Consider the following 25,255-nt stretch of genomic DNA (forward strand, 5'->3'; position numbering starts at 1 on the left):
ACATGAAAGAAACTACCGTTCCGTCTGGACGTTTGTATTTAGTAGGTGCATCGGTTATGCTGCTGGTTCTGTTTGCCCGGCTGTATATGAACCTGTTTCCGGGGCTTAGTAAAGCCAGGGAAGCCTTTGCCAGTGGACAGGCCTTACTGCTTGACGAAAAGCTCAAATCGACATCAATTCAGCGATTACTTAACAGCGGCAACTACTACAGTGACCCGAAAGACATAGCGTTCGTTGCCGATTCGTTAGCTGCCAAACTTCGCCAAAACGGTTCGCTCGACAATCTGGGGGCCATCAATAAGCGGCAGTTTTCGGTACTGGCTCCCGTAGCGTGGCGGAGCCGGATTGGTGGGGTTGATTTTCAGAGTCGGTTGCAGGCGTCTCGCCAGCAAATGGGGTTCGATTCGGTGCTTTATGTCCGCGAACGGAATAACCCCAAAACATACCCGGCTACCGTTAACCTAGGTGCTGGATCGGAGTCGATTTCGGGAGAAGTACTTCGTGACGAGCAGCCAATGGCGAACGTGTTAGTGCAATTAAAGCGCCATCCGGCCACCGCTCAACCCGATACACTCCCAGATCGATTTGCCTACGCTCGTACAGATGCCGATGGTAAATTCAGCTTTACTGGGTTGTCGGAAGGGGCTGGGTATAGCGTTGTGCCGCTTAAACCTGGTTTCGAATTCGGGAGCCGTCGGGGCATAAGTCGGCTGACGAGCCATCAGGACTATACATTTTCGGCTCGCCCACACCAGCTACGTCTGATTGGCTCCATTGTATACGGGCAGCTTAAAACCGATCATGCCTTTACGGTACGGACACCAAACGCGTATACTGCGCAATTCTGGTCTATTGTTATTCTCTTTATTCTGGCCTTCTGGCTCGTCGAGGGCTTCTGGTCACTTCGGCGTTTCCAGTCAGATCCATTGCTACTGCCCATACTCATGCTCCTCACGGGCATATCGGTATTAACACTTTTAGCCATTCAAGACCCGTTGCAGGATATTCTCTACGCCTGGCAAACGCTACAAGGGGTTGCTGTTGGGTTGATCGGCATGACAATTCTATCGCAAGTAAACATCGGTCGTTTTTACGCGGACTGGCGTTATGACTGGCTATTTGCATTTCGAAACCGAACGTCTGTTAAGTTGTCTGGCTGGACATGGCTGGTACTCGCCGTCGGGCTGGCTGCGCTGACATTATTGGTTGGTTCGGGTCCCGAGGGCAGTGGCGTACGGGTTAATCTGTCGATACTAGGGCTAACGATACAACCCAGTGAGATTACCAAATACCTGCTTGTTCTGTTCTTTGCCGGTTTCTTTGCCGCCAATGAACAACAGATTCGCCAGCTACCCGATTTACGCTGGCGGTTTACCGTAAGCTTTGGGGCGTTGGCCGGAGCGGGACTGCTTATGCTACTCTACTTGTTGCTGGGTGATATGGGCCCCGCGCTAGTCGTCTGTTTTACGTTCCTGTTGTTTTATAGCATCGCTCGGGGCAATTTACTGTTGACGCTGGCAACAGGGCTGGGGTATGGGATTATGCTCTGGCTGCTGCCCGGCGGAATTGCTACCATCCTTTCGTTGGTGATCTTGATCGGCTATATGTACTGGCGGGGCGAAGCCCGCTCAACGACAGGACTAGGCTGGGCCGCTTTATTAACCGAAGCACCGGTATTGCTCTTATTAGTAATGGCGATGTTTGCCTTTGGCGATCAATTGCCATTCGTTGGCGACCGTCTGGCTGGCCGAAAAGCAATGTGGCTCAGTCCATGGAATAACGATGTGTACGGGGGCGATCACCTGGCACATAGCTTCTGGACATTGGCGTCGGGTGGCTGGACAGGGCAGGGACTCGGTAAGGGGTTTGCCAGCGCTATGCCAGCCGCCCATACCGATATGATTCTGCCCAGCGTGGGGGAGGAGTTGGGCGGATTAGGCGTCATTGCTGTATTTCTGCTGATGGGTATTCTGTTGCATCGGACATTCCTGCACGCTCGTCGGGCCGGTCAACCATTCAGTTTTTTTCTGGTTGCCGGAATCGCTATTGCCACAGGTGTTCAATTCCTGATTATTGCTGGCGGATCAATTGGCTTATTACCACTTACGGGCATTAGTGTTCCCTTTCTGAGTTACGGGAAAATCTCCCTGATCATCAATTTAATGGCGATGGGTGTTGTGTTCAGCGTGGCACATCGACCGGGGCAGGTTGAGCAACGGGAATACCTGGAGAAGCATTACGATCTGGTGTTGATGTCGGGTATTGCCGGTTTCCTGATTGGGGTGTTAATTCTGATTGGTCGCTTATTGCCAATTATTAGCTGGAAAGGCAACGACTATATTGTGCGGCCAGCCCGAGTCGTTACGCGAAACGGTGATCCTGTTTATAGCTACAATCCTCGAATTGAGCGTCTGACCCGTGTACTGGCATCCGGCACGATCTACGACCGAAACGGTCTGGTACTGGCAACGAGTTCGCCGGAACTTGTTCGGCAGCAATTTTCCAGGTTACGGCAAAGTGGTCTGAAATCCGACCAGATCGAAACGCTTACGCAAAAGCGGCTGCAACGCTATTACCCGTTTGGTGAACAACTGTTTTTCTGGGTTGGCGATTTGAATACGCAGCTTTTCTGGGGGCAAAGTAATGGCTATTACGCTGAGGCCACCCATTTCAGTGAGTTACGGGGTTTCAACAGTCGCCCTCGCAAAACGAACCTTGTGGCTACCGAGTATCGCGCCGATCGCTTCAGCCCATCGGTTCAGCAGGAGCGTACGCTTTCGGTTTACGATTATAGTGAGCTGGCCCCAGCCTTACGAGCCGGGATTGATAGTCGCGAAGTGGCTCGTCGTAAGGCACAAAATCGTGATCTACACCTAAGCGTAAATGCAGAATTGCAAGTAGCTATCCAACAGGGCCTTGCCCAATCGGCATACAATAACAAGCGCCTTTCTGTGGTGGTGCTGGACGCTGCATCGGGCGATGTAATGGCGTCGGCAATGTACCCGCTTCCCGCCCTAAAAACGCCTGAAACGCTGCTGTTGTCGGATCGAGACCGTCTGAAACTACCGTATCTGGTAACCGAGCGTGACCTGGGTATGACCTATCCAACGGCTCCCGGTTCAACGGCTAAAATCCTGACGGCAATGGCTGCATTTAATAAGTTAGGCTCGTCGGCATCGGGCGTTACCTATCCGATTTCCTGTCAGGAGATTATCCGACGAGGGACACGGGAATCAGAACCTTGCGGTGAATCGGTGGACATGCGGAAAGCGATTGTTCGGTCGAGTAACGTGTATTTCATCCGAACAGCGAACGATAATTCGTTAGATAATGAGATGGCCGACCTCTATCTGGCTACGGGGATGAACGTCGATCTGATTGGCGGCTATTCCTTTTCGGATACGCACACCGATGCTGAGCGGGTTCAGATTCGGAAACACTGGCGCGACTCATCCTTTGTGGTGCGTCGGAAGTTGTACCAGAGTACGCAGTACCCAAGGCGTTATCGTTCTGAATTCTCCGGTCTGGCCTGGGGGCAGGGACAGTTGACCGCAACGCCCGCATCAATGGCCAGAATGGCGGGCGCTATTGCAAACAAAGGTATCCTGCAACCATCGCGCTATCTGTTGGATCAGGCTGGGAAAGCAAAACCTCTGGCTACCGGAAAACCAATAGCCCGTCGGCCCGATTATGCGGAGCAATTGCAGGAGTTCATGATTGAGCAATCGAATCCTTCAGAGGGGCGGAACAAAATTAGCGTTGCCCGAGTGGCGGGTAAAACGGGTACGCCTGAACGTATTGTGCAGGGTGTTCAGGAAAACGATGGCTGGTATGTATTTTTCGCTCCTACACCGAACGGCCGCTCACATACCGTTGTGGTTGTACGAATTGAGTTGGGCAACTCATCGGCCGACGCCGTCAATCTGGCGAATACTGTTGTGGCCCCAATCTTAAAACAGCGGGGCTATTTGGGTAGCTTTTAAGGAATTTAAATGTACCTGCGGGCTTCAGCCCGTATTATTAGTCAATTCATTCACGGGCTGAAGCCCGCAGGTACATTTTGCTTAACCAGTAACCATCAATCAACTATGAGTTTGATCGAAAAAGTGAAAAACTTATTTGGCTTTACTGCTGCGGAACAACACGCTTCTGTTGAACCGATAATCGATTTGCCAAAAGGCGATGACTCAGATCCTGTTACGCCAAAATCGGTTCCGGCAGGGCCTCCGCCAGCCGCTCTGCAGCGGGAGCGGATCATTCGGTTTATAGTCAGTAAACTTCGGGCTTACCAGAACGAACCGGAAACGGCTCCTATTGGGCTTCGATTGGGTATTTTAAGGGCAAGCCCCGAAGAGGAAGAGTTGTACCGAGTGGCTTTGTGGGAAAATCAACCCGGTAAGTTTCAGCGTGAACTGAATCGGCAACTGGCCGATAACTACATTACACTGCCCCCCAACTGGCAGTTTAACTATTCATTTTTCTCGGACGAACTACCCGATAGTACTTATCTGGAAGGGAATCTGGGGCTGACTGTACTGGATAAATCAAAGCCGAATAACGCATCACTTCGAGCTAGTATCAGTGCATTAGTAGGGCAAATGGAACAGGCAAGCTATCTACTCGATCCTGCTCAAAAGACCGTTTACTGCATTGGCCGTGGGCATACGACTCAAACAGCATCGGGCCGGGTTCGGACGAACGATATTGTGATTCTCAATGAGGATGATCCGGGCTTCGACCCTCAGAAGGGGGCTGGAAATGGTGCCGTTAGTCGGTCGCATGCAACCATCCGGTATGAGGCAGAGCAGCAACGGTATGTTCTTCTGGTGGATGCCGGGGGGCTTCCTGCCAATGGCAACAAAACAAAGATCATGCATCCCGATGAGCAGGTTGAACGGGCCGATATTGCGAATCTGGTTTATCCGCTTCAGGATGGAGATCAGATTGAATTAGGTGGAGAAGTTATGCTTTTATTTAAACTGGCCTGAAACAACCCCTGTTGATTGCGCTGAAATTGATCTAGTGTTCTTTCAAAATAGATTCTAAATTGATTTTTGTTGATAATCAATGCAATAGAATCCGGTGGAATCAATAGAATCTAGTTTGGCAAAGCACTAGGCATGACAATCCCGGAAATGAGGTAGTGGTAGATGGCATTCTGGTTGTTTGTGCGAACTTTGCGGCCGTGCCATCCGTCACTCAACTACTATGATTCGTATCTTTCAGCAAGACGAAACCGCTGTTCGCAAAATTCGTGATATTGACTCGTTTTCCGATACCGAACGAACCCTCTGGGTGGATCTGCAAAATCCGACAGCCGCCGAAATCAAGAGCGTTGAAGAAAAATTCGATGTCGATTTTCTAAGCCAGCAGGAGCAGTTGGAAATTGAAAGTAGTTCGCGCTACATTGAAGAGGACGAATTCATGATTGCGAACTCCAATTTCCTGGTGCCCGATCAGGAACAGCGTTACGTAACCGTGCCCGTAAGTTTTATCCTCAAAGATGATACCCTGTTCACCTATCGAAATGCTGACATCAAGTCGTTTGCCGATACGGTCAAGCGGATTAAGTCGCGCCGGGCGTTGTTTAGCGATGGGGCACAGATATTGATCTCTATTTTCGAGTCGCGGATTGATTATGATGCTGATTTGATTGAATTGGTGTCAGGCGAAATCAAAGCGATCAATCGAATACTCGATCTGGATGCGAATCTGGACAAAGAAATGCTGCTGAATATTAACGATTATCAGGAGTTGACTATGTCAATTCGAGAGAATGTGGTTGATAAACAGCGCGTTATTTCGTCGATGATTCGGTCTGATGGTTGGTTCAATGAACTCGAACAGCAACGACTCCGAACCCTGATCAAAGACATTAACTCGCTAATCGATCATACCAATTTCATTTTTGAGCGACTGGAGTTCCTTCAAAATACCTACCTCGGTTTGATTGACCTGGAGCAGAACCGGGTCGTTAAAATATTCACCGTTGTCTCGCTGGTGTTTCTGCCGCCTACTTTGCTGGCGAGTATCTGGGGCATGAACTTCGATGAAATGCCAGAAGTGCACTGGAAATATGGGTATGTGTTTGCCCTGGCCATGATGGTAATTTCGTCGGCGTTAACGGTCTGGATTTTCCGGCGTAAAAACTGGCTATAGAACCTTAATTAGCCTCAAAATATATTGCAGAAAGGTAACTGTCAGGGGGTTACTTTTCTATTTATCTGCGTCTTAGTTCCAAACTAAATTCCCATCTATATACCTTATGGAACAGGCGCAGACAAAAGTTGAACTTTTTTACAGCCAGCTGGTAACCTTTGTTACCGTTTATGGCGGACGCGTATTGCTGGCTATCTTAACCCTTATAGTGGGTCTTTGGGTAATTGGCTGGATCATTCGATTGCTGTCGTCTTCGATGGCAAAACGGCACGTTGATCGCGATGTGCAACCGTTCCTGATCTCGTTGGTAAATGGCCTGTTACGGGTACTACTCTTATTAAGTATTGCCAGCACGCTTGGCGTTCAAACCACGTCCTTTGTCGCCATTATCGGCGCTGCCGGTTTGGCCGTTGGGCTAGCCCTTCAGGGAAGTTTAGCCAATTTTGCCGGTGGCGTATTGATTCTGATTTTTAAGCCATTCCGCGTAGGCGATCTGGTTACGGCACAAGGTTTTACCGGTAATGTGGAGGCCATCCGTATTTTCGACACAACGCTGGTGACCTTGGATAACAAAACGATTATCCTGCCTAATGGCCCCTTATCGACATCGTCCATTGTGAACATCAGCACGAAAGGTGTTATTCGGGTCGATCAGGTATATGGGGTTGGCAGTCAGAATGATATCGACGCAACTAAGGCCTCTATTATGCGGGTAGTTGAGGCTTGTCCGTATGCACTGAAAGATCGTCAGCACGATGTTCTGATCGCCAAATTGAATCCAAATTCGCGCGAGTATGACGTGCGTGTCTGGACCAAGAGCGACACCTATTGGGAGACCTATTACTATATGCTCGAAAACATTGCCCGCCAGTTTGGTAAAGATGGCATTGAAGCACCCAAGCCAAAAATGTTTATTACCAACGAAGATTAGTGCTTTGATAAAGTAGATTCTATCGATTCTTTAGATTCTCTGGATTCTAGTTATCACACAATAGAATCCAGAGAATCAATAGAATCCTCAGAAACTAAACCCTACTGATACCTGCCCGATTGATTCATTCAGTCGGGCATTTTTTTAGAGAATTTAATAAGCGTTTTTTTTTGACGGTTGTTAAACGTTTGGATGGCTAGGCTATCTAACGATTATGAGTGTCAGATAATGCTGACAAGTAAAACAGCAACGCGCCATGAATATCATGAAACCAATAAGATATATCGCCCTGATTGCGCTGGTAATGAGCAGCTTTGTTTATTCTGGCAAAGTGGCTGCTCAGCCGGGCGTTAGCGTACCAATCGAGTCGTTTTATAATGAACTGGCTCCTTATGGGCAATGGATACAGTACCCTGGCTACGGCAACGTGTGGTTGCCCAATGCGGGTCCCGATTTTCAACCTTATGCCAGCGCTGGACACTGGGTTGTTACAGAATACGGGAATACCTGGGTGTCTGATTATGCCTGGGGTTGGGCACCATTTCACTATGGTCGCTGGATTTTTGATCAGGCCTATGGTGGATGGCTCTGGATTCCAGGCTCTGACTGGGGACCAGCCTGGGTGTCGTGGCGGTCGGGTGGAGGCTATTACGGCTGGGCTCCGTTAGCACCTGGCTGGGATATCAATGTGAACATTAACATTCCAGCTCCGTACTGGATCTTCGTTCCTCAGATTTATATCACGAGTCCCAACTTGTATAGCTATTATGTGCCACGACCTCAGATCGTGAACATCTATCAACGCACCGTGATTTTCAATAATATCTATCGGTCGAACAACCGGGCTTATGTGTACGGACCACCGCGTGGTGATATAGAGCGTATTACGCGACGGAACGTCCCAGTTTATCGTATCGATCAAATGGATCGGCCAGGTCGTTCGGTTGTAGGCAATGGTTCCGTAGGGTTCTATCGCCCTGGTGGTGGCGGGTTTGATAATCGACGTGATTACGGTCGTAATGACCGATTCGATAACTCAGGCCGACCTGGTAATAACGGAAATTTCCCTTCGAACCGAGGCTATTATGGCGGTCCTGGCAACGCACCAAATCGGGATTTTAACAACGGGAATAATACGCCAAATCGAGATTACAATGGTAATGGTGCTCCCAACCGAGGCTATAACGGGAACGGTGGCAATGGCGCTCCCAACCGAGATTTTAATGGTAATGGCGGCAATGGTGGTAACGGTGCTCCCAACCGAGATTTTAATGGAAACGGTAACAATGGTGCCCCTAACCGGGATTTTAACAACAATGCTACGCCTAATCGTCCTTCTTTTGATGGCGGAGGCAATGTTCCAAATCGTGGAAATTATGGAAGTAATGCGCCTGGTGCCCCAACTGATCGGGGAGGCAATTACGGAACAACACCTGTACCCAGCAGCCCACAAACTCAGCCCAATCGTGGAAGTTATTCGCCCGGTGGCTTCCAGCAAGGAGGCAATCCTTCTGGAGGAATGCAGCAGCCCAATCGTTCGTTCGAACGTGTTGAGCGGCAACCTCAGCCTCAGATGAGTCCGCAAGGGATGCCCGGTGGCCGAAGCGGTGGAGATTTCCAACGGAGCGCAGAGGGTGGCCGTGGTGGCATGCAGCCACAAGCCCCAAGTCAGCCTCAGCAACCAAGTGGTGGTGGGAATGGAGGAGAACATCGCGGACGTGGTCCACGTTAATGAATAATAGAGCAAGAAAAAGCCACGTATCTGACTAGATACGTGGCTTTTTCTTGCTCAACTAAGCACCTAATCAACTATAGAATCTCAGCATCAGTAGAATCTAAATCTGCTTGATTGATTAGATTGTTTACTGATAATTAGCCGCTATTTTTTCTAGATAGTCCTCAATTGGAATCGAGTTTCTGAGAGCCATCAAATTTTTCCCCATATCGCCCACTAAGGTTCGGAATTGCTTGGTTTCGCCCGTTGCCAGGTTATAAATTACATCGACAATGTCCTGTGGGTCATCGAGTAAGCTTGGGTCAGATTTACCTATCAGATTTTTTACTTTGTCGGTTAGGACGTCATAGTCCTTGATCGTTTCGTGGGTATTCCAGATAATATTGGCTCCGAAATTATTTCCTGATGAACCGCCTTGTTCAACCAGCCGCAGGTCAATATTTAACGGCTTCAGCTCGTAATATAGGCCTTCGGTTAAACCCTCCAGGGCAAACTTCGACATGTTGTACAGCGACCCGATCGGCACCGCTGTTGTCACGCCCATAAACGAACTGATGTTGATGAACATACCACCGCCGTTTGCTCTAAAATGAGGCAGAAAGGCACGAATTATATTAATTGGCCCTCGAACGTTTACAGCAAACTGCCAGTCGATGGTTGTTTCTTCGGCAAATTCCAGAGGTCCATAAGTCCCCATTCCGGCGTTGTTAACAACGACATCTATTTTTCCGAAAGCGGAAATTGCCTGTTCGGTTGCTGCTTTTACCTGATCAAGATTGGTTACGTCCAGTTTGAAAACCTGAATATTTGGATGCTGTTGTAGCTCAGTTTCAGTTTCTGGTGTTCGCATGGTAGCGGCCACTTGCCAGCCCTGATTGGCAAAATAAAGTGCCGTTAGTCGGCCTAGTCCGGTACTGGTTCCCGTAATAAAAACAGTGCGACGGTCGCTATGAAGAGTTTCTGTTTGTGTACTCATTTTATTATTTTTTTAGGACGTTGCAAAGGTATTTGTCGATTGGTATAACTTTGTAATCAGTATACTCATGTATACCAAAATTGAATACGATACAAAATGGCTGAGGTACTTACAAAACGGAATCCTGCCGAGGAGATTCAAGCGCTACAGGATACGATCTATGTGATTGGCGGTAAGTGGAAACTGCCGATTATCAACTCGTTATGTAATGGGAATCGGCGCTTCCGGGAGATTCAACGGAGCATTCCCCAAATCACAACCCGAATGCTCTCGAAGGAATTGAAGGAGATGGAAATGAATAAGATTATCGTTCGTAAGGTATATCCCGATTCGCCCGTTCTGGTGGAATATGAAACGACACCTTATTGCAAATCCTTTGGGAATATCATACAGGCAATGATCGACTGGGGCAAGGAGCACCGGAAGATGATTAAAGACGAGTAAGTAGCAGCGCAAGGGATTAAGCGGTACTTTTGCCGCAGATGCGTTATTTTATTGAATTATCGTACCGGGGAACGGCTTATCATGGCTGGCAGACGCAGGCAAATGGAACGAGTGTGCAGACAACCCTCGAAGCTGCGCTAACACAACGATTCGGCAAGCCGATGTATGTTATGGCAAGTGGCCGAACAGATGCCGGTGTTCATGCTCGTCAGCAGTTTGCCCATGTTGAGTTGGTAGAGCCGTTTTTATTTACCGATTCATTTATTTATTCGCTCAATTGTATCCTGCCTGAAGATATTGTCATCCACCGGATTTTTCCCGTTCGGGAGAAAGACCATGCGCGATTTTCGGCTACGTTTCGCTATTATCAATACCTGATTAGTCGTCAGAAAAGTGCTTTTGAGAGCGGCTTAACCTACCATTTTCGACCGACACTTGACGAAATCCTGATGAATGAAGCCTGCAAAATACTCTTGCAACATACTAATTTTCAGAGTTTCAGCAAGGCTCGGGCAAACGTCACGCATTTCAATTGCCGACTTGATTTTGCCTACTGGGAACGCATAAATGAGGATTCGCTGACGTTTCATATTCGAGCGGATCGGTTCTTATGGGGCATGGTTCGGACCATTGTTGGTACGATGATTGAAATAGGGCAGAAGCGGATGAGTCTTGAACTGTTTGAGCAGATTATCCTGTCCCGAGATCGGAACAAAGCTGGTCGGGCGGCACCTGCCAATGGTTTATTTTTAGTTGAAGTTGGTTATCCCAATGAGGTGTTGTTGGCGAGGAGCATGGGACAGGGAGCAGGGTTTATCTAAGCAATTATTCCTACTCCGTACACCCTGCCCCACGCCCCTTGCCGGTTTCCCCTTAAATTTTGTTAAATTGAGCCGCTTAGCGGTCGAATCCGTTATTTTTGTCTCATAACACGAACCCCTGAATGGCTCGTACAAAGAAGAAAGTAGGTATGTACCCCAGCGGCATGATTTTATTCAGTCTGACGCTGGCCTTGTTTTTAATTGGTTTTTGTGGGTTGCTGGCGATTCAGTCGAAGAAGTTAGTCACCTACATCCGCGAGAACTACGAAATCCGGGCGTTTTTAGATAAAGACCTCAGCGAGAAAAAAACGGAAACGTTGTATAAAACCATCGCCGAACGACCTTATGTGCTAGTAGCTAACGGTAAACCACAGGTTAATCTGGTTACGAAAGATGAAGCCGCCAAAGAGTTTATTGCAGAAACAAAAGAGGATTTTTCGAAGTTTTTAGGTGAGAACCCACTGCATGATAGCTACCGAATTAAACTCAATGAGGGATATTTTGAGGAAGCCAAACTACAGGAGGTTAAACAAGATTTAGAGCAGATCGATGGTGTGTTTGAAGTTGTTTATCAGGAAAATCTGGTAGATAATATCAATCGGAATATCACCAAGATTTACGCGATCATGTCGGCCTTTGCGGTCATTCTGCTGATCATTATTGTGGTGTTGATGAATAATACTATTCGGTTGGCGCTTCATTCGCAACGAATGCTCATCAGAAGCATGCAATTAGTCGGCGCAACAAATGCATTTATTACCCGACCGTTTTTGGGACGTGGTATTTGGCAGGGGTTTCTGGCGGGCATTATTGCCGTTGGCTTGCTGATTGCAGGCTTGCAGCTCGCTATTCATAACCTGCCTGAATTATCGACGTTCCAGGACCCAGAAAAGATAATTTTTCTGATGGTAGGTATTGTTGGGCTAGGCGTACTAATTGGTTTTGTGAGTACATTTCAGGCCGTTCATCGGTACCTGGGCCTAACACTAGATGAGCTTTATTGATTAATGTATAATGTAAAATGAAGAATGCATAATGAAATAAAATGCGGTGATGAAATGGGGTAGCCAATCCATTTTTCATTTTGCATTGTTCATTATACATTGATAACAAAAAAGACTATGGCAAAAGATAAACAGGCTGGACCAGCAACGCTAACACGTGACGAACCAGTGAAAAAAGCAGCGGCTGCATCGACTGTGGCGCCTAAACCTACGCCAACTCGGTCGGTGATCAGCGATCCTTCCCGGTCAGCAGCTTCTCTGCCATTTGGTCGGCAGAACTACACGCTGATGTTAGCAGGGATTGCCATTATTCTGGCCGGGTTCTTTATTATGAGCCTGGACAAAGAAGAGTTTGGCTTTGGCTTTTTAGGCCTTACGCTTGGCCCTATTGTGGTTATGGGCGGTTTTGTACTCGAATTTTTTGCCATTCTGGCCCGCCCAAAGGCATAAAAGCAGTTATAAAGTTGTTGAGTTGTAGTGGTTATAACGTTTTTGAAAGGCAATTTTACAGCTTTATAACCGCTACAACTTTATAACTCTGTAAATGGAGCTTATTCACGCAATTGCGTTGGCCATAATTGAAGGGCTAACGGAGTTTTTGCCAGTGTCCTCAACTGGCCACATGATCATCTACTCTTCTTTGGCTGGCATTGCCGGTAATGAATTCACCAAACTCTACACGGTCGATATTCAGTTCGGTTGTATTTTGTCGGTTCTGGTGCTCTATCATCGTCGTTTCCTGACTGATCCCCGTACCGAAAAATTTGTCGTACCCAGCTACTTAAAATCATTTCCTCCGCGCTGGCAACCGATGCTGGATTTCTATAGCAAAATCCTGATTGCGTTCCTGCCTGCTGCTGTCATTGGCTTTCTACTGAACGATTTCATCGATTCGCTACTCGAAAATGTAGTGGTTGTGGCTGTTACGTTATTATTGGGCGGGATTGTTTTGGTATTTATTGACCGAATTGTGAATGTACAGCCTAAAGATGGTGATGTGAGTGTGCCCGACGCGCTTAAAATTGGCTTCTTTCAGTGTATTGCTATGATTCCGGGGGTTTCACGTTCGGCAGCAACGATTATTGGAGGCATGTTCCAGGGATTAACCCGGACACAGGCCGCTGAGTTTTCGTTCTTTCTGGCTGTACCAACTATGGCTGCGGCATCGGGCTATAAACTCCTGAAAACCTATAAATTGCTCCAACCCGACGATTATCAGATGCTGCTCATCGGTAATGCAATTGCCTTTGTTGTGGGTCTGCTGGCAATTCGTGGTTTTGTTGGCTTCCTGACCCGTTATGGCTTTAAAGTATTTGGTTACTACCGCATTGCACTTGGCTTACTACTGCTCGGCTTAGTAGCGGCTGGCGTGAAGTTGGATGTGCTTTAGTCTAATTTTGACACAGAGATACACAGAGGAAAAAGAGACGCACTGAGATTCTTGGTTATCTTTTCTTTGTGTATCTCTGTGCTACTCCGAGTATCTCTGTGACACAACAAACTCCGCCGGCACCCGATCCCGGCCAGATTATTCTGATTGATAAGCCACTTACCTGGACATCGTTCGATGTGGCGAATAAGTTGAAATTTGCCTGTAAGTTTAAGAAAATCGGTCATGCCGGTACGCTCGATCCGTTGGCAACGGGTTTGATCATACTCTGCACGGGCAAGATGACGAAACAGATCGACCAATACCAGGCGCAGGAAAAAGAATATACCGGAACGCTTGTTCTGGGTAAAACCACGCCTTCCGTCGATTTGGAAACTACCTTCGACGCCGAGTTCGATACGGCTGGCATTACCCCTGAACAAATACAGGAAGCAGCGCAAAAACTAACGGGCGATATTCTACAAGTGCCCCCTATTTATTCTGCTATTCGGGTTAATGGAGAGCGTTTGTACGAGAAAGCCCGCCGGGGTGAAACCGCCGATCAGGTTGAGGGAGGCATTAAGGCGCGTCAGGTAACGGTTTCGGTATTTGAAGTCAATACGGAACGTTTCCCCGAAGTAGATTTTCGCATCGTGTGTTCCAAAGGGACCTATATTCGTAGTCTGGTACGCGATTTGGGCCTGTTGCTTAACAATGGAGCCTATATGAGCAAGCTACGGCGGACACGCATCGGCGATTTCCGGGTTGAGGATGCACATACCATTGAGAAATTCATCGAAATGCACCGGGAAACTAGTCTATAGTAATTAGCCGAGTGAGTCGTCAGTAGTTAAGCGGACGGCTTATTCACTACTGACGATAGACTGCTGACTAAAGACTAAAAAATGATTATTTACAGAGGTCTCAACGATATACAACCTTTAGCGAACGCCGTTGTTACGAGTGGTACTTTTGACGGAGTACACCGTGGTCATCAGACAATTCTGACTCGCTTAACAGAAGTGGCTAAAGCGAGCGGAGGAGAGTCGGTGCTGATTACGTATTGGCCACACCCGCGCACCGTTGTTTCCAATGATAGCCAGAATTTAAAGCTACTAACCACGCTTGATGAGAAAATCGAGCTGCTCGATCAGGCCGGGGTTGAGCATTTAGTGATTATTCCGTTTACCCGTTCGTTCTCACAACTAACCTCAGAGGAATACATTCGACAGATTCTGATCGAAAAAATCGGCACCAAAAAACTGGTTATCGGCTATGATCACCGTTTCGGCCGTGATCGTGAGGGCGGATTCGAATACATAAAGGCACACCAGAGTGAGTATGGATTCGAGGTAGAAGAAATACCTCGCCAGGATATTGATGCGGTAGGGGTGAGTTCGTCGAAAATCCGGGCGGCTCTCAATGAAGGCCATGTTCACACAGCCAATCTGTTTCTGGGAAGGGCGTACAACCTAACCGGAACAATCGTGAAAGGACGGCAACTAGGCCGAACCATTGGTTTCCCGACAGCTAACTTGCAGGTAGACGACCCTGCCAAGCTCATTCCGGCTAATGGCGTGTATGCCGTTAATGTTGAGTACGCTGGACAGAAGTTTGGAGGTATGCTCAACATTGGTTTCCGGCCGACAGTGGCGGGCACGAATCAAACTATTGAGACCTATATTTTCGATTTTGATAAGGATATCTACGGAGAACATCTGACCCTGAAACTCCGGGAATTTCTGCGCCCTGAACAAAAATTCGACGGCTTGCCCGCGCTGGTTGCTCAGCTAAAACGGGACGAAGAAACAGCGCGAACTGTGCTGAATAAGGAATAGCGTAAGGAGAAAGTATAGAGTGGTATATGATGGCTCTCGTGGCTATTAGTTGATTTCTATTCATAAATCTGTCGGATAAAGAAATACCAAAATTTATTTATGACAGGTTACTGATAAGTCAAAATAATACCCTGATAAATTCGTATATTAGCTACGAATTTATACCGCTGCATTTTCCTGCCATGACCTTATTTATGACGCTCGGTTCCAGCGAATCCGAGTCGATGAATTGCCTACAAATTTCCTATATTGACTATACCAGATCGCAGGCAGAAGCGGCAAATAGTGCCTTTGATGAGGCTATAAAACGGTACCTCCACCAATGGATTGAGCAGCGTTTAGCCGCGGACGCGGATTACTGGCTAGAACTGCAAAACGGTACCGACGAATTTATTCAGCAAGGAGCTTTACAGAGTTTTTTTAAGCAGCATGACGATGCGCTCGAACGCCTGCTTCAGGAGGAGGAAATTGCCCGACATTTGCTACGGCCCAGTGCACAGGTTTTTTTCGAGCCCGATGCTTATGAACCACTGTTGTCTATCTTCGAAAAGCGCATTTATAATGTAGCGGCTCACCGCGAACCTCTGGAAGTGCCGTTTCGATACAGCCCTAAGAGCCGGCAAAGCGCCTTTGGCGATTCGATCAGTTTGGCTGAAATGTCCAGTGAAGTTCGGGAAGACATTGGCTTCTATTTCGGTACCCGCCGATCGGATACAACTGCCTTGAACCTAATTGCCCGTCAGCTTCGTCGGGAAGCCCTCTTTTCAACCTCTCTGCCGATTCATGTGGTGACAGAAGGCTATATGGAAGATTCACTACGGGCGATTCGATTAGCGACGGAGAAATTACGGGAAGAAGGAGAGAATCTGCAATCACTTCACTGCTTTGTTGTGCAACGACGGCACGCAGCCGATGATCGGCATCTGGGGGCAGCTTTTGTCGTTATGCAGGTTCAACAGCCCGAACTACCTCTACGGATAATTTTCTGTGACACGTTGAAGCCGAATGGTAAGCCACCCTGGTGGGGGAAGTTTAAGCGGTATGTGGATGCCGTTTTTCCACAACCAGAAGGAAGTCCAATGGCCTCCGACCGTCTGGAGGATGGCGGGCTAAATCTTCAGCGGCTGCACGATGGTGTCCCAATTCGTCATCAGGATATTGATTGCGCTTTTTACTCCGCGTCGATGGCCCGTGCGCTTATTCAGATTACTAAACAATCGCCTGAACTCATTAATGGCCCAATTGTAGATCTGATTAGCGAGATGACGGCCCGGATGCCAGAGTATTTTGCCCACGCAAACGTCCCTAAAGCGCCCGAAGTTATCCGTGAGGTTAATGTTGTTCGGCGTTGGGAAACAGGGCAGGAAGCGTTAGGCGATCTTCAGCAAAGCTACCAGGCCCGCTTAATCTCTCTAAATGCAACGATGCTTGAGCCCAGTGACTCAACTTGGGGTGAGTCTACTGACCAGTCGGAGTCGAACCTGGATCTGTCGTCAGCTGCCTAGTATTTTTCCAATTGAATGACTCACATTTTGTCCTGGCTAAGCTGGTGCCTGGCCAGGACAAAATGGCTATTTCCCAATGTTCAAACCGGCTACGTAACCGGTTGTCCAGGCGTTCTGGAAGTTGAAGCCCCCCGTGATGCCATCAATGTCCAGCACTTCGCCTGCAAAATAAACTCCCGGTTGGGATTTACTTTCGAGTGTTTGCGGATTGAGTCCATCCAGCGAAATACCGCCACAGGTTACAAATTCATCTTTAAAGGTTGTTTTGCCGGATACCTGAAACTGACTGTTTATAACTCGTTCGCTTAGGCGATTCAGGAGTTTAGCGGGCAGATCCGCCCACCGTTGCGAATCGGAAATACCAGCTTCTGTGGCAAACGCCTGCCATAAACGCGAAGGCAGCCCGAATGGGTTCTGCGAAACAACCTGTTTACGTCCGTTTTGCTGACGAAAGTCCTGCAACTTGTTCCGCAACGTATTATCGTTCAGGTCGGGGGTCCAGTTGATCCGAAGCGTGAAATTGTAGTTTTTATCAGCCAGCTCGCGGGCAGCCCAAGCCGATAAGCGTAAGACGGCGGGCCCACTAAATCCCCAGTGCGTTACTAAAACCGGGCCGCGCTGTTCCTGTTTCGTTCCCAAAACATACACTTTTGCATCGGGTACGGCTACGCCCGCCAACGGGATTAAATAACTGTCGGGTACATTAAAGGTAAATAACGACGGTACAGGGGCTGACAAGGGTTCACTTTGAGCAGGCAGCCAGTCATAAGAGGTTAGCTGAGGGTAACCACCGGTTGCAATCAGAAGCCGGTCGGCAACGATGGTTTCGTTGGTTAGTAAATCGACTAGCCACTGTGCAGAAGCACTTTGCCGAATTGACGCCACTCCGCAACTGGTACGAACCTGAATGCCTGATCGTCGGGCTGTAGTGAGCAAGCAGTCGACAATTGTATCAGACGTATTGGATTCGGGAAACATACGCCCATCGGCTTCCGTTTTCAGACTGACTCCCCGTTGTTCGAACCACTTTACTGTGGCCGTCGTATCGAACTGAGTAAGCAGGGCGCGCAGGGGTTTCTCTCCGCGAGGGTAAAATTTTACGAGTTGCCGATTATCGAAACAGGCATGTGTAACATTGCAGCGGCCTCCGCCCGAAATGCGGACTTTGTTCAGGACAGTACGATTTTTTTCGAGAAGTGTAACGGTAGCATTGGGATAGGTTTCGGCAGCTGTGATGGCCCCAAAGAAACCGGCGGCTCCACCACCGATAACAATAATATTCAGAGATGACATAGGGCACTAACAGGTGTTTCAAGTTTCATGTTCCCTGTTTCAATCAGACTACGCCCCTGATTTTATAAATACTGCCAACCTGGAACATTAAACCTGAAACTTGAAAGTGGATAAACCTGGAACAAAAAACTAACTTTGATTTATGTTTTTCAAACCTCGATTTTCAACTAAAAACTACGCCCGTCGGGGCTTTCGGCTGCGGGGCAACTCGCTGATCACCTTGTTCGTGTTTTTTCTGATCGGCCTTTTTCTCCACTATGGCGGTCGGACGAAACCGGTTGTGGCGTTCTGGAATGATTTCCGACAAATTATTGGATTAGGCCGCTCTCGATCAGACCGAGAAGGATCAAATCCCTATAAAGCGCCCGAACCCAAGTCTGATGAGGCAACCGACGATCGGAGAGGAGGGCAATCGAATGAGAGTGAAGCCAGTGACAATAATTCGAGCAGCCCATCGGAAGCATCGTCTGGTAATCAGCGATTTGACTTTGAAAAACAGGTTGACTTTCTACTCCCTGTATCCAAAGCCAATGGCGAACTAATTCGGCATGAGGGCTATACGCTCAGTTATCGAAATCAGTATAAAGATGCCGAGTGGGTAGCTTATCCACTGCTGGCCTATGAAACAACGGGCGATGCTGACCGAAAAAATGAACAATTCAAGCCCGATCCTGCTGTGGAAGATGGCACGGCGCTGCCATTTGATTACACGCGTTCTGGCTACGATCGGGGACACCTGGCTCCAGCTGCCGATTTTAAATTTTCGCAGCGGATGATGCGGGAAACCTTTTTTATGAGCAACATTACCCCGCAGGTACCTGAGTTTAACCGAGGTATTTGGGGTGATCTGGAGAATCAAATACGGTCATGGGCGCGTCGTGATAAGGGGGTTTATGTAGTGACCGGACCGGTACTCAAGCCCGGTTTATCGACGATTGGGAAAAGTACGGAGGTGAGCGTGCCCGAGAAGTTTTATAAAGTAATTCTGTACTGCAACAAGCCCGATATTCGGATGGTTGGCTTTCTGATGACTAATGAAGGCTCAAACAAGTCGTTGAAAGAATTTGTGGTACCTGTGGATCTTATTGAGCAACTAACAGGACTCGATTTCTTTCCCAAAATTCCCGACGATCTGGAACAAAAGCTCGAAAGTAAAAGCCGCGAAGAGGTAGTGGACGAGTGGTTTGACAATTAAAACTGTTTATTGTTTCAAGTTCAATGTTTCAGGTTTCAGTGAAATTAGTGCTCTTGGAACATGGAACATGAAACTTGAAACATTGAACTTGAAAAAACTATTGCCCATTTGGGTTTATGAGCATCGGCGTTTTGCCGTCAGTGATGATAATCTTTGCGTTTGGTGAAGTGGCCAGCTGTCGGAAGGCTTCGATAGTTTTGTATTCGATAATCTGCTTGTTCAAGCCTTCTGAAATGATTTTCTGAGAGTCTGCAATCCCTTTGGCCTCAATTACTTTTCTATCAGCTTCCTTGTGCTCTTTTTGTAGAACAAACTCCATTTGCTGCGCCTGTTGTTCAGCTTCGAGTTTTTGCTCGATAGATTGCGCTAGCCCTTTCGGTAGTTGAATGCTTTTCATGAGTACGCTTTCAACAATAATACCCCGCTTCTCCAGTACGGTATGCATTTCAGCGGCAATTTCCTTTTCGATTTCCTCCCGCTGGCCTGTGTACATGTCTTTGGCGAAGAAGCGGGCGCAGACATCAGCAGCAGCCGAACGAAATACACTCACAATAACAACGCTTTCGTATTTCTCGCCGATCGTTGTAAGTACCTGTGGCGCTTTTTCCGGGATTATTCGATACAGAACGGCCATCTCGGCACTAATATTCAAGCCTTCTTTCGAGGGAATATTTTCCAGAGCGAGTGGCAAATTAATGGTGCGAGTTGGTACCCGAATGATGGTTGTTGTGAACGGATTGTAGCTGTGTATACCCGATCCTTTTACCACTGGATCTAATTTCCCGAGCCGACGTTTCACCCCAACTTCGCCCTGGCGAATGGTGGTGCAACTGATGATAAACAGCGCTGATAGCAAACAGAATATAAGCTTTTTCATGGTAGTAAACAAAAGATTTGAATCGTTTCGCTAACTACCGGTTTGCTCGTTAAACCCTGATTGAAAAGAAGTTAAGTTGTTATTAAACTTAAACGAGCGTCTAAAAAAGCCTGAAGTTCGTCGGGGCGTTGGGTGCCAATGGTAATTTTTCGTTTGTTCTTGTATTCGATTCGCAAGCCTTTGTTTCCGGCTATATTATACACCCAACCATCGAACCCCAACCGGATTCCATAACCAACAAAACCATATTGAGTGATGGATACGGTCTGTATGTTGTTCCATGAAATGGTGCGCCAGGAGAAAATCGGGAAAACACGATAATGAATCCCATTGGAATCCAGACGTGTATCTAATCGCCAGACATAGAACAACAACATAATGAACAAACTAATGCCTATGCCAATCCAGGCAGACGGCTTACTTTGACCATTCGCGACCCACAAAGGACTTGCCGTAACGATCACTACGGCGGTTAACAGAAGCCAAAGCCACCATTGGCGGAATCGTTGTGTTTCAGTGAAAGTTGTCATGCCTAGGTTTTCTGTTTCTTCTTCTTAGCCGCCGGGAAGAGGATGTTGTTCAAAATCAGGCGGTAACCGGCTGAATTAGGGTGTAAGTTTAAATCTGTAGGCTCCTCGCCGATTTCATGCCGATAATCTTCGGGATCATGACCGCCATAGAAGGTGAAAAAACCCCGACCATAAGGGGAATGAATATAGCGAGCCTCACCTGCGGCACGATTTTCGGCCATGATCACAACTTCGGGCTTAATATAATTTTTCTTAAACGCCGTTGTCTGACCCATGAACCCCTTAATCACATTCAGGTGATTTTGGGTAAGCATGGTTGGAATAGGATCATACTTGGCAGAAAACTGAAAGAGCGTAAAATAATCGTTATGCTCACTCAAGCCCCGCTCTTCGGGCTGGTTATCGATGTTCGAAAATTCGATTAGGTAAGGATTTGTATAGACCTGAAAATTCCGGAAGGCAAAAGTCTGGCTATAATCCAGTTTGCTGTTTGCATTTGGGTCGGCCGGATCACCGTCGTAAAATGTGTCGACAATGTCGGTATTATGCGAAGCCAGGGCGATATCATAAGTATCGGTAGCGTTACACATCGCGAACAAATACCCACCACCCAACACGAAATCGCGGATTTTTTGCGCTACAGCCAACTTCAGCTGAGGGACTTTTGAGAAGCCAAATTTATTTGCAATCGTTTCAGCTTCACGCTTTTGGGCAATATACCAGGGCTGATCTTTAAAGTGGAAAAACTTGCCATATTGTCCCGTAAAATCCTCATGGTGCAGGTGAATCCAGTCATATTCAGGTAACTTACCATTCATGACTTCTTCATCGAACACAACATCGTAGGGGATCTCGGCATAGGTCATTACCATCGTTACGGCATCGTCCCAGGGCTGCTTTGTTTTAGGCGAATAAACGGCCACTTTAGGCGGTTTTTGCAACTTGACCGCATCCATATTGGCATCAGCAGCGGCCACTTCGCTTAAAATCTGCGCCGACTGCGCATCCGAAATTACCTCGTAACTAACGCCCCGAATCACCATTTCGTTGATAAATGCCTGGCTTTGCGGCATCATAAACGACCCGCCCCGGTAATTTAACAACCAGTCAATTTCGGTGTCATGAACCTTAAGCACCCAATAGGCAATACCATAGGCTTTTAAATGGTTTTTTTGGGCATCATCCATAGGAATCAGGATCTTAGAGGCCCATGTCCGGCCCACCAGGGTCAGAATTAGGATAAGCGGTAACAGCAGCCGTTTCATTGGTTTCCCTATTAAGAATGCGCTTGGTAGTTTTGTAATAACGAAAGATAAGCAAATATTGTGCGAGGTTGAATGATTGAATGAATGAATTGTTGAATGAGTGAATACCTGCATCAGCATCATTCGATTATTCAATCATTCAATTATTCACTCATTGATAAATGAATCTACTCGAAAACATACGCGAAGGGCTGCGTTCAATTGCCGGGAATCGACTGCGAACCATTCTAACCTCGCTCATTATTGCCATTGGTATCACCTCATTAGTGGGTATCCTGACCGCTATCGATGGGATTCAAAGTTCGGTGGATAGCAGCTTTGCCGGTTTGGGTGCAAATACATTCAGCATTGTAGCCCGGCAGGATGCTTTTCGGCGGGGTGGACGTGTTCAGCGTCAGGATGCCCCGATTGACTATTTCGACGCGGTGCAGTTTAAGCGCCGATTTCCGTATGGGGCCACTATTTCTGTTTCGTCGGTTGTGGCGGGGGCGGCTCAGGCTAAGTTCGGCTCGAAAAAGACAAACCCGAATATTCAGCTTACGGGGGGAGATGATAACTACTTGTCTGTAAAAGGGTTCACGATTCAAAGTGGTCGTAATCTGACTACTAATGACTTAACTGGTGCCCGCAATGTGGCCATTATTGGTAGCGAAGTAGCGAACACGTTGTTCGAAAAGAAGCTGGACCCCATCAATCAGGTAATTCGGGTAGCGGGTAACCAGTATAAAATCATTGGTGTATTGGCTAAAAAAGGTGGTTTTTCGGGCGGGGGCGACGATCGTATAATCCTGATACCACTCGATAATGGACGTGCGCTGGCTGGAAATCAAAAACTAACATTTGATATCACGGCATCGGTACCCACAGTTGCTGATCAGGATGAGGCCGTAGACGAAGCACGCGGCACCATGCGACTGGTTCGACGTGACCAACTTGGCCAGCCCGATTCGTTTGAAATTGAACGCGCCGACGAATTGGCAAAAGAGACCGGGAATATTACCGGTTATTTGCGTATCGGTGGCTTTGGCATTGGGTTTATTACCTTGCTTGGTGCATCCATCGCTCTATTAAATATTATGTTGGTATCGGTCACGGAGCGAACCCGTGAGATTGGGATTCGAAAATCATTGGGGGCCACTCCACAACGAATCCGGGAACAGTTTCTGATCGAGGCTATTGTCATCTGTATTCTTGGCGGAATTGGAGGGGTGGTTCTGGGATTGGGTGTAGGCAACCTGATCTCAAGTGTTGTTAGCCAGGGGAAAGGAAGCTTTGTTGTGCCCTGGACCTGGATGGGTCTTGGGTTGGTCGTGTGTATCTCGGTTGGGTTATTTGCGGGGATTTACCCCGCCGTGCGCGCTTCCAAATTAGACCCTATTGATGCGCTCCGATATGAGTAAGGATTAATGAATAATGCAGAATGGATAATGCAGTTGGTGATAGCTGAAATAAAATTATTCATTAGCCCTTGTACATTATCCATTAATTCCTACTTTTGCACCCACGTTTGACAAACGCATCTCGCTTCGGCGGGACGATTCAGTCGCCGGGATGGCGGAATCGGTAGACGCGATGGTCTCAAACACCATTGTCTGCAAGGACATGCCGGTTCGAGTCCGGCTCCCGGTACAAGATAACCCCTAACAAACTGCGTTGCAGATGGTTAGGGGTTATTCGTTTTTAGTAGTATACGGTGTGGTGTACGGAATCGCTCAAGCAGGCCTATTGCAGACAAAGGGCAGTAGCACAATGAATATTTATACTATCGGCGTTTCATCGAATTTGTGCTGGCCCCCTGTTAATTCTTACTTTAGAGCAATGTAAGCAACCAACTGTCCCTATCTGGGTCAATACAACGCACACTCGCGACGATAACATGGCGATGGGTAATTCTGACGGAGTCAAAGCCTCAGAGTCCAGTTTAGTAAAGTAAAACGCACCTAGTAAAAGTAAATGATCATTTAGCGCAACCAGTCCTCACTCGTTAATTTCTCCTTTGGTTTGAATTGCAATAGTCCGATGTTGTTAAAAATCACATCCAGCTGACTTAAACTCGTTTCGGTCAACTAATACTATTCGGGCTCCTTCAGATACCAGTCGGTTAGCTATGGCCCGTTCAATACAACCACAAGTCACAATGACTACGTTTTCCTGAAATCGTATGAGGTTCTATTCAATTGTTTGGTTGTCTTTAGAAACGGCATTAGCTACACGCTGACGTGCCTGCTTTGCCTCGGTTTGCTTCTGGTAGGCCCACGGCTGATTGCTCTCACTGGGCATCACAATAGGTACCTCAAGACAAACACTTTGGGCTGGCAGCACTTGCTTCCAGTCACTGATAAGTTGCTTGTAGGCCTGACCGACTGGGCGAATCTGACGATTAAGATCACATAAGCCAAGCGGATTAACGTTGCCATTATTTTCCCGTAGCGCCGAATCCCAGTCGACCTGATCCGTCAGAGAATACCAGGTAAAACCAATCATGGGTACGCCATCATTCCGTACCCGCAGGACGTTGGCCCACTCTTTCCAAAGCCAGTTCACGGCTTCGTCGCCATTGGGCCCCTGCCAAAGATTCGTCTCGGTATGCATGACTGGCAGACGATACCGGTCATGGTACTGGCGCGTGATGACATGACAGATATACATCTCGTTGACGGGTGTGTAAAGTTGAACCCAGGGAAAGCGTTGTGCAAACGCGCGAGCATAGCCCGCAAAAAGAGCGGGAAAATCGGGATTCTGGAAATTGCCAATCCAATCAGGTACCCCAAAATGACACAGATCCACAATGGGGACGATATCACGCTTACGCAACTCACCAAAGGTTAGGTCGGCAAAAGCCCAGTCGTATTTTCCTTGGCCAAGAAATGTGGTATGAATGGGCGGTCCGTAGCGCAGGAAACGAATGCCTAGTTGCTCGACCAGGTCGAAATCGGTTTGCCAGTGCTGGTAGTGTCCGCATTTGGCTAATTCATCCTGGCGATAGGTGCCGCCCTGAATGGTTGGATTGCTATTTTCGATGCCGGTGGCAAACAGAAATTGGGTAACCATATATGGGTAGCAGGAGCGCAATCAATGTGCCTGATTGCCTAGTCCCTTAACTGATTCTCATACGGAGTGTTTACAAAATAGGCCTAAGAGGAGATTAAGTTTGGCTCTCGGATTTTTTGTTTCGTTTCTTTGTCGGCAAGAGATGCCCGCTTTAAATCGGTTCGTTAGCGAATATCGAGGTAAAGATTTGCTCTTTCCTGGTTTGGCGGAGGGTTGCTATAAATGGGAGGAGCAGCCATTCTAACAGTAGGTCTAGCGAAGG

At 47.7% G+C, this 25,255-nt stretch carries 21 protein-coding genes and 1 tRNA gene; 16 read left to right on the top strand and 6 right to left on the bottom strand.

The annotated features are described in order from the left end of the window. The first annotated feature begins 2 nt into the window (after positions 1-2). The 5 genes from H3H32_RS04345 (at position 3) to H3H32_RS04365 (ending at position 8,822) form a co-directional block, all read left to right on the top strand. Entirely contained in the window at positions 3-3,983 is a 3,981-nt protein-coding gene (locus H3H32_RS04345) for an FtsW/RodA/SpoVE family cell cycle protein (RefSeq protein WP_182461445.1), read from the top strand. A gap of 105 nt (positions 3,984-4,088) precedes the next feature. Next, positions 4,089-4,988, top strand: coding sequence for an FHA domain-containing protein (locus tag H3H32_RS04350; protein WP_182461446.1), 900 nt, complete (start codon positions 4,089-4,091; stop codon positions 4,986-4,988). A 220-nt stretch (positions 4,989-5,208) separates the two neighbouring features. Next, positions 5,209-6,159, top strand: a complete 951-nt coding sequence (gene corA / locus H3H32_RS04355; protein ID WP_182461447.1) for a magnesium/cobalt transporter CorA — start codon at positions 5,209-5,211, stop codon at positions 6,157-6,159. A gap of 106 nt (positions 6,160-6,265) precedes the next feature. Further along, on the top strand, positions 6,266-7,090 hold the full coding sequence (locus H3H32_RS04360) for a mechanosensitive ion channel family protein (protein WP_182461448.1): 825 nt from the start codon (positions 6,266-6,268) through the stop codon (positions 7,088-7,090). A 265-nt stretch (positions 7,091-7,355) separates the two neighbouring features. Then, entirely contained in the window at positions 7,356-8,822 is a 1,467-nt protein-coding gene (locus H3H32_RS04365; protein WP_240543653.1) for a DUF6600 domain-containing protein, read from the top strand. Between the two features lie 130 nt (positions 8,823-8,952). Here H3H32_RS04365 and H3H32_RS04370 read toward each other — a convergent pair whose 3' ends face one another. Next, entirely contained in the window at positions 8,953-9,801 is an 849-nt protein-coding gene (locus H3H32_RS04370; protein WP_182461450.1) for an SDR family oxidoreductase, read from the bottom strand. Positions 9,802-9,897: 96 nt separating this feature from the next. Here H3H32_RS04370 and H3H32_RS04375 point away from each other — a divergent pair, with 96 nt between their 5' ends. The 8 genes from H3H32_RS04375 (at position 9,898) to H3H32_RS04410 (ending at position 16,782) form a co-directional block, all read left to right on the top strand. Next, the gene (locus H3H32_RS04375) at positions 9,898-10,245 is read left to right on the top strand and encodes a winged helix-turn-helix transcriptional regulator (protein ID WP_182461451.1); all 348 of its coding nucleotides are present in this window, start codon (positions 9,898-9,900) and stop codon (positions 10,243-10,245) included. Between the two features lie 38 nt (positions 10,246-10,283). Further along, positions 10,284-11,066 carry a tRNA pseudouridine(38-40) synthase TruA gene (gene truA / locus H3H32_RS04380; protein WP_182461452.1) on the top strand — a complete coding sequence of 261 codons (783 nt, stop codon included), beginning with the start codon at positions 10,284-10,286 and terminating at the stop codon, positions 11,064-11,066. A gap of 122 nt (positions 11,067-11,188) precedes the next feature. Further along, complete coding sequence (locus tag H3H32_RS04385; RefSeq protein ID WP_182461453.1) at positions 11,189-12,070, top strand: cell division protein FtsX; 882 nt, start codon at positions 11,189-11,191, stop codon at positions 12,068-12,070. Between the two features lie 117 nt (positions 12,071-12,187). Continuing rightward, positions 12,188-12,520: a DUF3098 domain-containing protein gene (locus H3H32_RS04390; RefSeq protein ID WP_182461454.1), complete on the top strand. Its 333-nt coding sequence runs from the start codon at positions 12,188-12,190 to the stop codon at positions 12,518-12,520. 94 nt (positions 12,521-12,614) lie between these two features. Further along, positions 12,615-13,460, top strand: coding sequence for an undecaprenyl-diphosphate phosphatase (locus H3H32_RS04395; RefSeq protein ID WP_182461455.1), 846 nt, complete (start codon positions 12,615-12,617; stop codon positions 13,458-13,460). 98 nt (positions 13,461-13,558) lie between these two features. Further along, on the top strand, positions 13,559-14,263 hold the full coding sequence (gene truB / locus H3H32_RS04400; protein WP_182461456.1) for a tRNA pseudouridine(55) synthase TruB: 705 nt from the start codon (positions 13,559-13,561) through the stop codon (positions 14,261-14,263). Positions 14,264-14,344: 81 nt separating this feature from the next. Next, the gene (locus H3H32_RS04405) at positions 14,345-15,277 is read left to right on the top strand and encodes a bifunctional riboflavin kinase/FAD synthetase (protein WP_182461457.1); all 933 of its coding nucleotides are present in this window, start codon (positions 14,345-14,347) and stop codon (positions 15,275-15,277) included. Positions 15,278-15,459: 182 nt separating this feature from the next. After that, the gene (locus tag H3H32_RS04410) at positions 15,460-16,782 is read left to right on the top strand and encodes a hypothetical protein (protein ID WP_240543654.1); all 1,323 of its coding nucleotides are present in this window, start codon (positions 15,460-15,462) and stop codon (positions 16,780-16,782) included. A 66-nt stretch (positions 16,783-16,848) separates the two neighbouring features. On the opposite strand, the gene H3H32_RS04415 is transcribed toward H3H32_RS04410, so the two are convergent. Further along, a complete protein-coding gene (locus tag H3H32_RS04415) occupies positions 16,849-18,075 on the bottom strand; it encodes a BaiN/RdsA family NAD(P)/FAD-dependent oxidoreductase (RefSeq protein ID WP_182461458.1) in 1,227 nt (408 codons plus the stop codon). 142 nt (positions 18,076-18,217) lie between these two features. Here H3H32_RS04415 and H3H32_RS04420 point away from each other — a divergent pair, with 142 nt between their 5' ends. Beyond that, on the top strand, positions 18,218-19,270 hold the full coding sequence (locus H3H32_RS04420; protein ID WP_182461459.1) for a DNA/RNA non-specific endonuclease: 1,053 nt from the start codon (positions 18,218-18,220) through the stop codon (positions 19,268-19,270). Positions 19,271-19,367: 97 nt separating this feature from the next. Here the strand turns inward: H3H32_RS04420 and H3H32_RS04425 are convergent, their stop codons facing one another. The 3 genes from H3H32_RS04425 to H3H32_RS04435 all read right to left on the bottom strand — a co-directional run bounded on the left by H3H32_RS04425 (position 19,368) and on the right by H3H32_RS04435 (position 21,942). After that, positions 19,368-20,147 carry a prohibitin family protein gene (locus H3H32_RS04425; RefSeq protein ID WP_182461460.1) on the bottom strand — a complete coding sequence of 260 codons (780 nt, stop codon included), beginning with the start codon at positions 20,145-20,147 and terminating at the stop codon, positions 19,368-19,370. 71 nt (positions 20,148-20,218) lie between these two features. Next, positions 20,219-20,677 (bottom strand): hypothetical protein, encoded by a 459-nt coding sequence (locus H3H32_RS04430; RefSeq protein WP_182461461.1) that lies wholly within the window; start codon positions 20,675-20,677, stop codon positions 20,219-20,221. Between the two features lie 2 nt (positions 20,678-20,679). Beyond that, positions 20,680-21,942 carry an asparagine synthetase B gene (locus tag H3H32_RS04435; RefSeq protein WP_182461462.1) on the bottom strand — a complete coding sequence of 421 codons (1,263 nt, stop codon included), beginning with the start codon at positions 21,940-21,942 and terminating at the stop codon, positions 20,680-20,682. A 161-nt stretch (positions 21,943-22,103) separates the two neighbouring features. On the opposite strand from H3H32_RS04435, the gene H3H32_RS04440 reads away from it, so the two are divergent. Beyond that, a complete protein-coding gene (locus H3H32_RS04440) occupies positions 22,104-23,342 on the top strand; it encodes an ABC transporter permease (RefSeq protein WP_182461463.1) in 1,239 nt (412 codons plus the stop codon). Between the two features lie 145 nt (positions 23,343-23,487). Further along, a tRNA-Leu gene (locus H3H32_RS04445) sits at positions 23,488-23,571 on the top strand. 540 nt (positions 23,572-24,111) lie between these two features. Here H3H32_RS04445 and H3H32_RS04450 read toward each other — a convergent pair. Then, on the bottom strand, positions 24,112-24,993 hold the full coding sequence (locus H3H32_RS04450; RefSeq protein WP_182461464.1) for a family 1 glycosylhydrolase: 882 nt from the start codon (positions 24,991-24,993) through the stop codon (positions 24,112-24,114). Positions 24,994-25,255: the final 262 nt, after the last annotated feature.

It is taken from the genome of Spirosoma foliorum (genome assembly GCF_014117325.1).
Taxonomy (GTDB): Bacteria; Bacteroidota; Bacteroidia; order Cytophagales; family Spirosomataceae; genus Spirosoma; species Spirosoma foliorum.